10 protein-coding genes and 1 riboswitch are annotated in these 13731 nt (G+C 68.1%); of the genes, 7 read left to right on the top strand and 3 right to left on the bottom strand.

The window, feature by feature from the left end; translation table 11 throughout:
• From FB547_RS19320 to FB547_RS19305, 4 genes are all read left to right on the top strand, one after another.
• Positions 1–513 (top strand): peptidylprolyl isomerase, encoded by a 513-nt coding sequence (locus tag FB547_RS19320; RefSeq protein ID WP_012748192.1) that lies wholly within the window; start codon positions 1–3, stop codon positions 511–513.
• A 102-nt stretch (positions 514–615) separates the two neighbouring features.
• Positions 616–1386, top strand: a complete 771-nt coding sequence (locus FB547_RS19315; protein WP_145745222.1) for a UDP-2,3-diacylglucosamine diphosphatase — start codon at positions 616–618, stop codon at positions 1384–1386.
• A 269-nt stretch (positions 1387–1655) separates the two neighbouring features.
• Entirely contained in the window at positions 1656–2447 is a 792-nt protein-coding gene (locus FB547_RS19310) for a zinc-dependent peptidase (RefSeq protein WP_145745004.1), read from the top strand.
• A 231-nt stretch (positions 2448–2678) separates the two neighbouring features.
• On the top strand, positions 2679–2972 hold the full coding sequence (locus FB547_RS19305; RefSeq protein ID WP_145745002.1) for a GYD domain-containing protein: 294 nt from the start codon (positions 2679–2681) through the stop codon (positions 2970–2972).
• An 86-nt stretch (positions 2973–3058) separates the two neighbouring features.
• Here the strand turns inward: FB547_RS19305 and FB547_RS19300 are convergent, their stop codons facing one another.
• Positions 3059–5971, bottom strand: a complete 2913-nt coding sequence (locus FB547_RS19300; protein WP_225612837.1) for a DUF349 domain-containing protein — start codon at positions 5969–5971, stop codon at positions 3059–3061.
• Positions 5972–6100: 129 nt separating this feature from the next.
• Positions 6101–9919 (bottom strand): DUF748 domain-containing protein, encoded by a 3819-nt coding sequence (locus tag FB547_RS19295; protein WP_145744998.1) that lies wholly within the window; start codon positions 9917–9919, stop codon positions 6101–6103.
• Positions 9920–10497: 578 nt separating this feature from the next.
• Between FB547_RS19295 and FB547_RS19290 the strand changes: the two genes are divergently transcribed.
• The 3 genes from FB547_RS19290 to nrdR all read left to right on the top strand — a co-directional run bounded on the left by FB547_RS19290 (position 10498) and on the right by nrdR (position 13254).
• Complete coding sequence (locus FB547_RS19290) at positions 10498–11361, top strand: lytic transglycosylase domain-containing protein (protein WP_145744996.1); 864 nt, start codon at positions 10498–10500, stop codon at positions 11359–11361.
• 17 nt (positions 11362–11378) lie between these two features.
• A riboswitch (ZMP/ZTP riboswitch) is annotated at positions 11379–11505 on the top strand.
• A gap of 41 nt (positions 11506–11546) precedes the next feature.
• Positions 11547–12791 (top strand): serine hydroxymethyltransferase, encoded by a 1245-nt coding sequence (gene glyA, locus FB547_RS19285; protein WP_145744994.1) that lies wholly within the window; start codon positions 11547–11549, stop codon positions 12789–12791.
• A 19-nt stretch (positions 12792–12810) separates the two neighbouring features.
• Positions 12811–13254 (top strand): transcriptional regulator NrdR, encoded by a 444-nt coding sequence (nrdR, locus tag FB547_RS19280; protein ID WP_012748200.1) that lies wholly within the window; start codon positions 12811–12813, stop codon positions 13252–13254.
• A gap of 12 nt (positions 13255–13266) precedes the next feature.
• Here the strand turns inward: nrdR and FB547_RS19275 are convergent, their stop codons facing one another.
• The gene (locus FB547_RS19275; RefSeq protein ID WP_145745220.1) at positions 13267–13713 is read right to left on the bottom strand and encodes a type IV pilin protein; all 447 of its coding nucleotides are present in this window, start codon (positions 13711–13713) and stop codon (positions 13267–13269) included.
• Positions 13714–13731 lie beyond the last annotated feature (18 nt).

Here is a 13731-nt window from a genome sequence, read left to right as displayed (position 1 = left end):
ATGAGCAACCCCAAAGTCGAACTCCACATCAAGAACTACGGCGTGATCACGCTCGAACTCGACAGCGCCAAGGCGCCGAAGTCGGCCGAGAACTTCGTCAACTATGTGAAGAACGGTCACTACGACAACACGGTGTTCCACCGCGTGATCCCGGGCTTCATGGTGCAAGGCGGCGGCTTCGAGCCCGGCATGAAGCAAAAGCCCACCGGCGCCGAGATCGAGAACGAAGCCAACAACGGCCTCAAGAACGACAACTACACGGTGGCCATGGCCCGCACCAGCGCACCGCACTCGGCGACCGCCCAGTTCTTCATCAACGTGGCCGACAACGGCTTCCTGAACCACACTGCTCCCTCGGCCCAGGGCTGGGGCTACGCGGTGTTCGGCAAGGTCACCGGCGGCACCGACGTGGTGGACAAGATCAAGGCCGTGAAGACGGGCCGCAAGGGCTTCCACGACGACGTGCCACTCGAGGACGTGGTCATCGAGAAGGCCGTCCTCGTCGCGGAATAACGAACGGATGCCACGCGGCATGAGCGCAGCGCCGGGCCGCCCCAAGCAAGCTCGCTCCCGCTTGGCGGGAAGGCGCGCAGCGCCAAGGGTGCATCAGTGAACATGGCGGAACATCCGGTTTTCAAGGAACTGCTCGCCCCGCCCGCGTGGCGCACCGTCGACCTGATCTCCGACCTGCACCTGCAGGCCGACGAGCCCGCCACCTTCGAGGCCTGGCGCGGCTATCTGCAGACCACGCCGGCCGATGCACTCGTCATCCTGGGCGACCTGTTCGAGGTGTGGGTGGGCGACGACGCGGCCGCCCTGCCCGGCTTGGAGGCCGAATGCGCCGAGTTGCTGCGCCGCACGGCCGAGCGGCTGCCGGTGTACTTCATGCACGGCAACCGCGACTTCCTCGTAGGCCCGGCGCTGGCCGCCCGGTGCGGCTTCACGCTGCTGGACGACCCCACGGTGCTGGTGCTGCACGGCGAACGCTGGCTGCTGACCCACGGCGACATCCTTTGCCTGGACGACACCGACTACCTCAAGTTCCGCGCCCAGGTGCGCACGCCCGAATGGCAGGCCGCGTTCCTGGCCAGGCCGCTGGCCGAGCGCCGCGCGCTCGCGCGCTCCATGCGCGCGCAAAGCGAAGACCGCAAGCGCAATCCCTCGGCCGTCTGGGCCGACGTGGACGGCGGCGCCGCGCGCCAGTGGCTGCAGCAGGCGCGCGCGCACACGCTGGTGCACGGCCATACGCATCGCCCGGCCGATCACGACCTGGGTGACGGCCTCAGGCGCATCGTGCTCAGCGACTGGGACGCCGCGGCCCATCCGCCGCGCGCGCAGCTGCTGTGCCTTTCTCCCGGCGGCGCGCAGCGCGTCGATCTGCGCTAGGGCCTGTTGACGCTATGGAAGGGGTCGCGAAGCTCGCCACAGCCCGCCCATCAAGGCGCGCGACGCCGTGCGTGCGTCCGCACGCGCAAGGAACGCAACGCCGAGGGGCGGGCTGTGGCGAGCTTCCCTTCGGGTTGCTTCGCCAAGGGGCCGTCTGCGGCGTTGCCCGCGCTTGCAAGGCCAAAGCCTTGCTGCGCCCGGGCGCCTTGCAGCCAGCCCCTTGGCGAAGCAACGCGATCCCCTTCCATAGCGTCAACAGGCCCTAGCCGATGTTCAAGTGGCTGCGCCGGTTGCGCGCCCTGCCCCCTATCCCTGAAGACGCCTGGCAGGCCACGCTGGCGCGCTATGCCTTTCTTGGCGAGCTTCCGCAGGACCAGCAACTGCGGCTTCGAACGCTGTCGGCCGAATTCCTGCGCGACAAGGAGTTTCACGGCACGCAAGGCTTCGTCATCACCGACGAGGTCGCGCTGGCCATTGCCGCACAGGCGGTGTTGCCGATCCTCAACCTGAAGGGCGGCCTGGACTGGTACGACGATTTCGTCGGCATCGTGGTGCATCCGTCCGAGGTCGTCGCACGGCGCAAGATCGTCGACGAAGCGCAGGTGGTGCACGAATACGACGAGGTGGTGGCCGGCGAGGCCATGGACCGCGGGCCGGTGATGCTGAGCTGGCAGGACGTGCTCGCGAGCGGCATCACGACGGGCGGCGGCTACAACGTCGTGATCCACGAATTCGCCCACAAGATCGACATGCGCGCGGGCGACGCCGACGGCTGCCCGCCGCTGCCGCCCGGCTTTGCGGGCAAGCGCAGCGCGCGCGAGGCCCGCGCCGCCTGGCTCGCGGTGCTGCAGCCGGCCTATGAAGACTTTCGCGAGAAGACCATCCTGGCCGAGCGCTTCGGCGCGGAGCCGCCCTGGCTGGACGACTATGGGGCCGTGTCGATCAGCGAATTCTTCGCTGTGGCCTGCGAGGCCTACTTCGTGAACCGTCCGAACTTCGCCCGGGACTTCCCCGCGGTGCTGGTTCTCTTCGATGCGTTCTTCCGGCCTGAACGGGCCTGATCGCCCATCACGCCTGCGTTTCCTTGCTTACGCGCACGATACCGGCCCGCATACCCTGTCCAGGGTAAGAGTCGGCCGCGGGGTGCCTTGCCTTTGCGGGCCCCGGGCGTAGCATCGCTGCCGCCATCGCCTTCCACAGCATCGCTGCGCGCGTGATGACGTGAAGCGTCGCCGTCGGGGGCGGCGTTGCCTCATGTGATTCGTCCCCCGCGGATAACACAGGAGCGAAAAATGGTGACCTATATCGGTATGCTGAACTTCACGGACAAGGGCATTCAGAGCGTCAAGGAAACCACCAAGCGCGCCGCTGCCGCCAAGGAAACCGCCCAAAAACTCGGCGTCAATATGCGCGATATCTACTGGACCATGGGCGACTGCGATGTGGTCTGCGTGCTGGAGGCCGACGATGAGCAGGCGCTGGCCGCATTCAGTCTGGCTGTCGCCATGCAGGGCAATGTGCGCACGCGCTCCCTGCGCGCCTACACCGCCGGGGAAATGGACGGGATCCTGGCCAAGCTGCCTTGAGCCGGGCTGGACTTTTTCAGGACGGATCAGGGAAATGAAAAAGCCCGCGCGCGGCGGGCCCTTTCTCGTGAACGCACGCTGGCGCCTTATTTACGCAGCAAGGCCTTCAACGCGTTCTGCAGCCGGCGCGCACTCGCGGGGTCATGGGCCGCCGCCAGCACCTTGCCGGCATCCTGGCCCCAGGTCTGGGCCGGCGCGGGATCGCCGCGCTTGGTCAGCAGCTTGAGCTGCAGCGCACGGCGCGCATCGAGCTGCTCGGCAGGCGTCGGCACTTCAGCGGCCATTTCGAGGCGCAGCAGTGCTTCTGCGGCTTCGTCGGGCGCAGCCTTGGGCGCCGCGCCGATCGCCTGGGACCAGCCGCTGCGCACCGCAGGCGTGACCGCGCGTCCGAGTTCCTGCACGCTGGGCAGCCGCGAGGCGTCGCGCTGCTCCCATGCGCCAAGCACTTGCGTGAGCGCTTCGCCGTGGGCCTGGGCCGCGAGCTTGCGCAGCGCGAGGTCGGCGCGCTCGAGCGCCTCGCGCTGGGCGCGGAAAGCGGCGTCGCCGAGCCGCGGACCACGGTCCTCGAAGCGAGGCGGACGGTCGCCGAAGCGGCCGGCCGGTGCACCGCGACCATCGGGACGCGCTGCACCGCGATCGCCTGGGCGGCCCGGGCCGCCCGGTCCCGGACGGGCACCGTCGCGCCGGTCGCCGAAGCGCCCGCCTGCACGGCCCGCAGGCACGGCCTCGGCCTTCTTGTTGCCGGGCCGGTCGTCGCCGCGCACCGCGACCACAGGCTTGGGAGCGGGCTTCGGCGGCGTGGGCGGTGCCTTGGCTTCCTCGGCCACGGCAGCTTCGCCGGCGTCGTGTGCCGCAACGTCGGAGCGTGCCGATGCATCGGCACCGTCGGCCGGTGCAACGAGGTCCGGAGTGGCCGCGGCATGTGCCGGAGCGGGCGTGCCCGGCTGCGCTTCCGCATCGCTGGAACCCGGCGCCTGCTCGGCGCTTTCGCCGAACTCGGCTGCGGCCTGTCCGGGCGCGACCACTTCGGTGGCGCCCACGGCGGGGCCGTCGCTGGAGGGCTCGGGCTTTGCGGCAGGTGCCGGCGGAGGCGCTTCGCCACGCAGCGCGGCTTCGAGCCGCGCGATGGCGGCGCGGATCTTCTGCACGTCGCCGCCGGCATTGGCCGCGTCCAGCGCCTTGGAGGCCTCGAGCACATGGCGGTCGTGCTCGCTCATTGCGGAAGAGACCTTCTCGCGCTCGGCCGTCTTGCGGTTGAAGGCTTCGTCGATGGGTGCGCGGAACGCGTCCCACAGCTTTTGCTCGTGGCGGCGGTCGAGCGGCACGCTCTGGGCCTCGGCCTGCCAGCGCTGCTGCAGCGCCTTGACGGCATCGATGCGCAGCATGGGCTGGGCGCCGAGCTCGGCCGCCTCCGCGATCATGGCCTGGCGCCGTTCGATGCTGGCCTTTTGCGCCGCCTCGAAGGGTGCGCGCGCGGCACCGAAGGCTTCGTTCCACTGCGGCTGCAGTTCGGCAAAGACTTTTTCGCCCACGTGGCCGGCATCGCGCCAGCGGTCGGCAAACTGGTGCAGCGCGCGGTTGTGCGCCTTCAGGTCGGTGGGGTTGGCGTGTTCGGCCGCCCAGGCCCGCACTTCTTCGATCAGCGCCACGCGATGGGCGCGATGCTCCGCCGCATCGGCACGAACCTTTTCGAGCCAGGCCTCGACCACCTTGTGGGCTTCGTTGCAGGCTTCGTCGAAGCGCTTCCACAGCGCGTGGTTGGGCACGCCGCCCTGGTCGGCCTGCTTCCACTGGTCGCGCAGCGAGCGCAGCGTTTCCTGCATCTTGCGGCCGCCGAGCGCCTGGCCTTCGGGGCGCTTGAGCAAACCTTCGGCCTTGGCGACCAAGTCTTCGCGCACCTTGTCGGCGCTCCAGCGCTGCCAGCCTTCGAGCTCGCCGGCTGCGACCAGCGCCGCATGCACGCGCGCTTCGAGCGGCGCCTCGACCAGCTTGCCGTGTTCCTTCAGCACCGCGCGCAAGGCGGCGGCCGCGCCGGCGCTGGCCTTGCCGTGGCCTTCGGCGGTTTCCTGTTCGAGCTTGGCCAGGGCCGCCTGCACGGCGTCCTGCGCTGCTGCGCGCACGGACGGATCGACCTTGGGCGCGGCAGGCTTGGCGGGTGCCGCCTTGGGTGCGACGACCTCGCCGCGCGCGGCGCGAAGCTCGTCGGCCCACACCGGCACCGGCGGCAAGGGGGCCGCAGCGTCGGCGGCCGCGGCCTGCGCCTGGGCCAATGCCGCATGGAAGGCATCCGAGACGACCAGCAACTGCGCCTTCGACGATTCGAGCTGCGGCGCAAACCTGGCGTCCAGGCTGCTCCAGTTGGCATCGGCCGTGATGTCGGCGGCCTGCTGCTGCCAGTGGGCCACGTCGGCGCGCAGTGACTCCTCGGCGGCCTGGGCGTCCTGCCAGCCCTTGGTCGACAGCACTTCGAAGCGCTGGGCCAGCAGCACGGCGGCCTCGCGGTGCACCTGGGCGCGGTGCTGCAGGTCTTCGATGCCCTTGACGCGTTCGGCCAGTTGCACCTTGAAACCCGCCAGCGGCTCGCGCGAGAGGGGCGCGCCGGCCTTGGCGGCGTCGCGCTGCCAGGCGAGCGCATCGGCGATGTTGAGCTTGGGCTGGGCCAGCAGCGCTTCGGCCTTTTGCGCCCATTCGGCGGCGATGGCCTCCTGGCTCTTGGCGCGCTTGAGTTCGTCGAGCTTTTCGCGCAGCAGGCGCGCCGCGCCCTTGTCGCGGCCGCTCAGCTCCTTGAAGACTTCCTGCATCTGCTCGGGCGCGGGGTTGCCGGCGAGCCAGTCGCGGATGCGCGCGGCGCGCTCGCCCGAAGTTGGCGCGGTGAAGGCGCCGCCGGTGAGCGTGTCGAGGGCCTGGAGGTCGTGTGGCTTGGAAGAAGTAGAGGTCACTTGCGCGAAATCGTTGTCTGAAGAGAGAAAGCGAAGGCGCCGGCAAAGGCCGGCGCACATCGACATTTTCACCCAGTTGTGGCGGGCGGTTGAATTCCATGCCGCAACCGCAGCCAAATGGCTGCCGGAAGCGGACGCGGGATGGCTACCTATATGGCGAGACGGGGCGGAAAACCAAGTGGGTGTTTGTCACTTCATGGCCAGGTCGAGCTCGGCGCCGGGCTTCCAGTCGCCACCGCTCGCCTTGGTCTTCACGGCACCGAGGAACAGGCGTTCGCTCGGCAGCTTCTGGGCCAGCAGGTAGTCGCGCACCACGGCGCCGCGCTCCACGGCCAGCTGCCGGATCGACTCCTCGTCGACCGGAATGCTCGCGAGCAGCAGGTTTTCCATTTCCTTCACCGGCAGGTCCTTGGCGAGGCCGACCATGTTGCGCGGCTTGGTGATGTCCGCGCGCTTGTACACGGCAGTCAGCAGCTCGGGGTATTCGGCATCGGTCACCGGCGGCACCTCGGTGCCCGCCTGGCCGCCGCGCACCGCCACGCGCCGCTTCTCGGCCTGGGCGAGCTGGCGCAGGCGCTGGCGCTGGTAGGCGTCGCGCTCCTTTTCGAGGCTGGCCGTGCCGACCACCGTCATCTGCAGGCTCGGACGCTCCGTCAGCGCCTTGACGACCTTGTCCAGGCTCTCCTTGGCAGTGGTACTGAGCACGGCGCTTCCGGACTCGAAAGTGATGGTGCTCGACTCGCCGCTGCCGCCGCCGAGCCCGCCGGTCAGCAGGCTGAACGGCGAGGTCACGGCCTTGACGATCAGGTTGACCACCGCCTTGAAGATCAACGGGCCGATGCTGAACTGCGGGTCGTTGAGCGAGCCCCTGAGCGGCAGGTCCACGTCGATCACGCCGTTGCGGTCGGCCAGCAGCGCCACCGCGAGCCGCACCGGCAGGCTGTTGGGCGCACCCTGCACTTCGTCGCCGAACTGCAGCTGGTTGAGCACCAGCTTGTTGGAGGCCGTGAGCTGGCCATCGGGCGCGATCTTGTAGTTGACGTCCATGCTCATCTTGCCGCGCTCGATACCGTGGCCGGCGTAGCGCACTGAGTACGGCGACAGCGGCGCCAGGTCGAGGTCGCGCATCTTGGCCGTGATGTCGAGTTCGAGCGGCTTGGCCAGCGGGTTGAGCTTGCCGGTGATTTCCAGCGCGGCGGTCTGCTGCGCCTTGCCGCGCAGTTCCAGGTCGGCCAGCGCGGGGCGCCCGCCCTCGCCCTGGGGCGGATTCGACGAGAAGGAGCTGAGCTTGCCGGTCAGCTCGCTCAGGTCGGCCGAATAGTTGGGCTTCACGAACAGGTCGGTGAAGTCGATGCGGCCGTTGACCAGGCTCATCGGGCCGAAGTTGATGACCGGCCTGGGCCCTGAATCGGCTTCGGCCTGCGCGGTCGCAGCAGGCGCCGCGGCCGGCTTGGCGGGCTCGGGGCCGCCGCCGACCATGGCTTCGGCCGACACCGGCGCACCGCCGCCGCCCGAAGGCTGCTGCGGTCCGCCGCGCGTCGTGGTGGTGGTTCCGCCGAGGCTGCGGCGGGTTTTGACCTCTGCGCTGGCCGCGGCGGCGGCGTTGGCGTCCGCCTCGCCCTTCTTGGTGAGGTTCACCAGGTTGAGCCGGCCGGTCGGGTCGACGATCACGCGGGCGAAGAAATCGGTCAGCGTGGTTTCCCGCACGTCCACCGCCGGCGCGGCATTGGGCGCCATGCTCACCTGCAGGCCGCGCAGGCTCAGCGTCTTCCAGCTCAGCAGCTGGTTGGTGTTGCGGTCGAAGCCGGGCGACTGGGTCAGCGAGATGCTGTTGGCGCGGAAGTCGTCGAGCGCCGTGTCCCCGGCCAGCTTGATCGTCATGCCGGCCGGCGCGCTCGCGTAGCGCACCGTTCCCTTGTAGCTGGCGAAGGCGCGGCGGATGTCGACGTTGAGCGCGTCGGCGTAGTAGGCCTTGAAGGCATGGGCCGGGAACGAGGCCACTTCGAGCCGGCCCTCGGCCGAGAGCGGCTTGAGCACCACGTTGCCCTTGTAATCGAAACGGCCCGGCTCCGAGCGGCGCGACCCGATGCGCCCCGAAACCTGCAAGGGAGAGACCGTGGCGGTTTCGGGCGCGACCTTCTGCGCCTTCAGGGTGAATGCCGTGATCTCGACCGCGACCGGCGTCGCGCTGGCCTTGTCCGCATAGGAAAGCGTGCCGTTGTCGACCGCCAGCGTGCCGATGGTCAAGCCCCAGGGCTTGGTGTTGGCGCCGGGAGGTGCCGCCTCGGGGCCCGAGCCGGCGGGCTTGGGCGCGGCCGCCTTGGCCTGTGCGCCGCCGCCGGCCGGCGTCTTGAGCCAGCGCTCGAACATCCAGCGCTTTTCGCTGTCGCGCTCGACCTGCACCTTCGGGTTGGTGGCGGTGAACGAGGCGACGTCGAGCGTGTGCCTGGTCATGTCGACCTCGGCATCGACCAGCTCGAAGCGGCCGACGCTTGCCAGCGCGGTCTTCGCCTGGGTGAGCGCCAGGCCATCGACGGCCAGGCGCCGCGCCTTGAACCGGAGATCGGGCTGGGCCCAGGCGATGTCGATCTGCCCGCTGAGCTTGCCGTCGAGCGTGGGCTCCAGGCTGTGCGCGAGGTACGGAGCCGCCAGCGACAGCGGCAGCGCATCGACCTCGGTCTGCACCTCGGCCACCTTGTCGGTGGCGCTGCCCTGGAACTTGAGCGTGGCGCCGGCAAGGGCGGTGCTGCCGCTGAACCGGGCCGGCTTCTCCATGGGCCAGGTGAGCCCGGTCAGGTCGAGGCCGAGCGCGGTCGTCTCGATGGCCGCGGCCGGCTGAACGGTTTCATCGCGCCACCCGATGCGCCCGCCGCTGAGGGCCACCTTGTCGACCTGGACCTTCAGCTTCGGCTTTTCGGGGGCCTTGCCGTCCGGCGCGCTTGCGACGGCGGCGGGGGCTTGTGCCACCTTCTCTGCCGCTCCGGTGGCCGGATCGGTGGCCAGCAGGTTCAACTGGCCCTTGGCATCGCGTGCGACCGCAAGCTGCGGATTGGCCAGCGCGACTTCGCTCAGGTGAAACACCGCTTCCAGCGGCCGCACGTCGGCCAGCGCCAGCTTGAGCGAATCGAAACCCAGGAGGTCCCGCCCCCGGGCATCGCCGAGCTTTGCCTTGTGCGCTTCGACGGTGCCGGTGATCTTGAGGCCGGCGGTGGCGGCCTGCTCGAAGTCGATCTTCAGGTCGGCATCGAGGCTGCCCGCCTGCAGCTGGACGGGCAGGCCGCCCGGGATGTAGCCCAGGTACGGCGACAGGTCGAGGCCCTTGAACTGCACATGGGCATCGGTCTTGCGGCTCTTCGCGAACGGCGTGGTGAGGGCTGCCGAATCGAACTTGCTGCCGTTGAGCGCAAAAGCCAGCTTGGGCTCGGTGTTGATGTCGCGCTTGGAGGCCAGGTTGCTCAGGAACGGCACGTTGAGAACGAAGCCGCGCAGTTCGTGCCTGCGCTTGACGGTCTGGTCGTCGAAATCGACCGCGCCGTCCCTGAGCGAGATGTTGTAGATCGCAAAGCGCGCCGGCTCGGCCTTGGGATCGGGCGGCGGGCCGGCTGCGAGCTTGGCCAGGACGTCGTCGATGTCGTACTTGCCGTCGGCCAGGTGCGTGAGCAGGATGGCCGGCGCCTCGACCGTCACCGCATCGATCACCGGCGCCAGCCGCAGGATCGACTGCAGTTCGGCGTCGGCATAGATGCGCTTGACCGCCACCTGGGGCCGGCTGCCGTCGGCCGTGGCTATGCGCAGGTCGTGCAGCGCGAGCTCAAGCGTCCAGGGCTTGAAATCGATCTTGCCGACGGTAACCTGCCGGCCCAGCTTTTCGCTCGCGATCTTCTGGAGCTGGCTCTTGGCAATCGGCGGCACCGCCAGCCAGGCGATGACCCAGAGAGCCAGCAGAACCAGCAACGCGACGATCCCACGTCGCACCCATTTGTTTTGTTTGAGCGAAGCTACATCCATCGCGGGAGTGTGCCGCAAAGACGCAGGCCGCCAGAAACAAGAAAGCCCGGCAATTCGACGAAATGTCTCATTACCGGGCTTGATGGCGGGCACAAAACCCATGCCATCGTTTCGCGCGACCGGAAGTCAATGGTTCCTGCCGTGCTGGCAGCAAGAGATTGCCGCCATGGATCCTCCATCGTTCCGACCCTTGACTTGCACCTCGGGCCGTAGGATTTCGGAAAACCGCCTGAGAACTCAGGCGTGTTCAGATTAGGCGCCGCACCCTTGCATTGCAATGCCGTCTTCCAAGGGTTTTCCCATAGATATTGTTTAAATGTGTAATCACATAAGGGAATAGGCTCTTATACTTGACCGGGTATTTAGCCGCGCTAGAATCCCGCCTGCCCCTGGCTGCCCCAGACCCAGCAGGGGCCACCTGAATCCGCTGCCGAGTTCCCCCGGCTTGATCAGGCCGCCGCGCTCTACCCCTACACCTCCATGCGCGGAGCCTGATTCGTACCAATCCAAGCGCCGTTGCCTTCATTCCATTCGCCCCCGCGGCGCTGCGAACAGGTGCCGCACAGAAAGGAAGAGCGATGAACAAGGCGTTTGATGCCACAGCCCGCGGGCTGAGGACCTTTGTGTCCGATGTGGCAGACGGCTTTTTTGAAATCACCCACAACGGGTTTGCGCTGGTTGGCCTGGCCATCGTGTTCGCGGTCCTCGCGCTTGTGGCGCGGCCCGATCTGCGCAAGACCGGCGAGGAACAGCTCATGGGCTGGCTAGAGTCGCGCAAGCCCGCGCCCGAAGCCACCGACCTGGAGCCGACCGCCATCGTGCGCACCACGGCCGCGAGCCCCGGCGACCTGCCCAAGCAGCAGGCCGCCGTGGCCTATTGGCTCAGCAAGAAGTACCGCGTGGCGGCCGAACCGCTGAGCGTGCTGGTTGCGGAGGCCTACCACCTGGGCAAGCGCACCAAGCTCGACCCGACGCTGATCCTGGCCATCATGGCCGTCGAATCGAGCTTCAATCCCTTCGCCCAGAGCCAGGTGGGCGCCCAGGGCCTGATGCAGGTCATGACGCGCGTGCACGGCGACAAGTACGAAAGCGCCGGCGGCACGCTCACCGCGTTCGACCCGGTGACCAACATGCGCGTCGGCGTGAAGGTGCTGCAGGAATGCATCGCCCGCGCCGGATCGCTCGAAGGCGGCCTGCGCTACTACGTGGGCGCGGCCAACCTCGACGACGACGGCGGTTATGCCGGCAAGGTCCTGGCCGAGCACGAACGGCTGGTGCAAGTGGCCAACGGCCGCAATCCGCCAACGATGGCAACGCCCGCGGCGCCGGTCGTGCGGGCGCAGGCCCAGCCGATCCCGGTTGCCGTGCCGCCCAAGCCGCAACAGGCGGCCGAGCCGGCCGCGGACCCGCAGAAAGTGGCCCTGCTGTCGGGCGTTTCCTGAGCCCCTGCGCTACACTCCACCCCGTACGCGACTGGCGATAGGCGCAGCACCCCGCAAGGTGCCCTGCGCTGACGTGGAATACCACTGGGAAGCGTGCCGCCTGGCATCCATTCAGGCGTTCAGCCGTTCGCCTGGGCAGCCCTTGTTTGGTTGAAGAACAAGGACCTCGTCTTCAAAGGACTGCCATGTACCACCGCAACATCCTGGTCGAACAGACCGATCCTGAAATCTGGGCTGCCATCCAGGCCGAAAACGCGCGCCAGGAACACCACATCGAGCTGATCGCGAGTGAAAACTACGCCTCGCCGGCCGTCATGGCCGCCCAGGGCTCGCAGCTCACCAACAAGTACGCCGAAGGCTACCCCGGCAAGCGCTACTACGGCGGCTGCGAGCACGTCGACGTGGCCGAGCAACTGGCCATCGACCGCATCAAGCAGATCTTCGGCGCCGACGCCGCCAACGTGCAGCCGCACTGCGGCGCCTCGGCCAACGAGGCCGTCATGCTGGCCTTCCTGAAGCCCGGCGACACCATCATGGGCATGAGCCTGGCCGAAGGCGGCCACCTGACGCACGGCATGCCGCTGAACATGAGCGGCAAGTGGTTCAACGTGGTGAGCTACGGCCTGGACGCCAACGAAGCCATCGACTACGACGCGATGGAGCGCAAGGCGCACGAGCACATGCCCAAGCTGATCATCGCGGGCGCCTCGGCCTACTCGCTGCGCATCGACTTCGAGCGCTTCGCCAAGGTGGCCAAGGACGTGGGCGCGATCTTCATGGTCGACATCGCCCACTACGCCGGCCTGGTGGCCGCGGGCGTGTATCCCAACCCGGTGCCGCACGCCGACGTGGTCACCTCCACCACCCACAAGAGCCTGCGTGGCCCGCGCGGCGGCATCATTTTGATGAAGTCGCAGCACGAGAAAGCCATCAACAGCGCGATCTTCCCGGGTCTGCAGGGCGGTCCGCTGATGCACGTGATCGCCGCCAAGGCCGTGGCGTTCAAGGAAGCCATGTCGCCCGAGTTCAAGGCCTACCAGCAGCAGGTGGTCAAGAACGCCCAGATCGTGGCCGACACGCTCACCGAGCGCGGCCTGCGCATCGTGAGCGGACGCACCGAAAGCCACGTGATGCTGGTCGACCTGCGCGCCAAGGGCATCACCGGCAAGGAAGCCGAAGCCGTGCTGGGCAGCGCCCACATGACGATCAACAAGAACGCGATCCCCAACGACCCTGAAAAGCCGATGGTCACCAGCGGCGTGCGCATCGGCACCCCCGCCATGACCACGCGCGGCTTCAAGGACGAAGAGGCGCGCATCACCGCGAACCTGATCGCCGACGTGCTCGAGAACCCGCGCGACGCCGCCAACATCGACGCGGTCCGCGCCAAGGTGCACGCGCTGACGAGCCGGTTCCCGGTCTACCGCTGATCCCGCAAGAAGTGGCCGCATGAAATGCCCTTTTTGCGGTCATCTCGAAACGCAGGTCGTCGAGACCCGCGTTTCGGAAGACGCCGACTTCGTGCGCAGGCGCCGCCAGTGCAGCGCCTGCGACAAGCGCTTCACCACCTATGAGCGGCCCGACGTCAACTTTCCGGTGGTCGTCAAGAAGGACGGCAGCCGCGCCGACTTCGAATCGGGCAAGGTCCGCGCCTCGATGATGCTGGCGCTGCGCAAGCGGCCGGTCAGCATCGAGCAGATCGACAACGCCCTGCTGCGCATCGAGCAGAAGCTCCTTGCCAGCGGCCTGCGCGAAATCGATTCGACCAAGGTGGGCGAACTCGTGATGCGTGAGCTCAAGAAGCTCGACAAGGTGGCCTACGTGCGCTTTGCCTCGGTGTACCGCAGCTTCGAGGACGTGGACGAGTTCCGGCAGCTGCTGCGGGACATCTGAAGAGCCGCGCGCTCAGCGGTTCCAGCAGGCCTGCACCAACGCATTCGAAGCGCTGGTCTGGCCGGCCGCCAGCTTGACGCCCTGCTGGTTCACCGTGAGCGTTCCGCACTCGTCGGCTTTCGATGCGCCCTGAGGCACGGCTTGCAGCGTGTAGGTGGTTGCCGTTCTTGCGGCGTAGCCGATGGCGTAGTTCGCCGTGCCGGACGATGGCGCCTGCTGCAGCCCGGCCGGCAGCGGGACGGTCGCAGGTGGATATTGCCCGTTGGCCGTCAGGTAGCGCTCGGTCCACTGCGCCGCCTGCAGCAGTTGCTGCTTGGCATCGGCCCGCTTGGCCCGCAGCACATAGCGCGTGTAGCTCGGATAGGCAATCGCGGCCAGGATGGCAATCACCGCCGCCACGATCATGAGTTCGACCAGCGTGAAGCCGCGCGGGCGAATCCGCTCCTTGCGGGCCTGCATTTCAAGATGTTTGTTCAT

The sequence above is a fragment of the Variovorax beijingensis genome, assembly GCF_007828835.1.
Lineage (GTDB): Bacteria > Pseudomonadota > Gammaproteobacteria > Burkholderiales > Burkholderiaceae_C > Variovorax > Variovorax beijingensis_A.
Note: the sequence above shows the minus strand (reverse complement) of the source record. Positions and strands in the feature narration are given on the sequence as shown.

Bases quoted from the DNA above. Each gene is read 5' to 3' on its own strand.
- FB547_RS19320 (WP_012748192.1), top strand. From the start codon at position 1: ATGAGCAACCCCAAAGTCGAACTCCACATCAAGAACTACGGCGTGATC.
- FB547_RS19315 (WP_145745222.1), top strand. From the start codon at position 616: ATGGCGGAACATCCGGTTTTCAAGGAACTGCTCGCCCCGCCCGCGTGG.
- FB547_RS19310 (WP_145745004.1), top strand. From the start codon at position 1,656: ATGTTCAAGTGGCTGCGCCGGTTGCGCGCCCTGCCCCCTATCCCTGAA.
- FB547_RS19305 (WP_145745002.1), top strand. From the start codon at position 2,679: ATGGTGACCTATATCGGTATGCTGAACTTCACGGACAAGGGCATTCAG.
- FB547_RS19300 (WP_225612837.1), bottom strand. From the start codon at position 5,971: ATGTGCGCCGGCCTTTGCCGGCGCCTTCGCTTTCTCTCTTCAGACAAC.
- FB547_RS19295 (WP_145744998.1), bottom strand. From the start codon at position 9,919: ATGGATGTAGCTTCGCTCAAACAAAACAAATGGGTGCGACGTGGGATC.
- FB547_RS19290 (WP_145744996.1), top strand. From the start codon at position 10,498: ATGAACAAGGCGTTTGATGCCACAGCCCGCGGGCTGAGGACCTTTGTG.
- glyA (WP_145744994.1), top strand. From the start codon at position 11,547: ATGTACCACCGCAACATCCTGGTCGAACAGACCGATCCTGAAATCTGG.
- nrdR (WP_012748200.1), top strand. From the start codon at position 12,811: ATGAAATGCCCTTTTTGCGGTCATCTCGAAACGCAGGTCGTCGAGACC.
- FB547_RS19275 (WP_145745220.1), bottom strand. From the start codon at position 13,713: ATGCAGGCCCGCAAGGAGCGGATTCGCCCGCGCGGCTTCACGCTGGTC.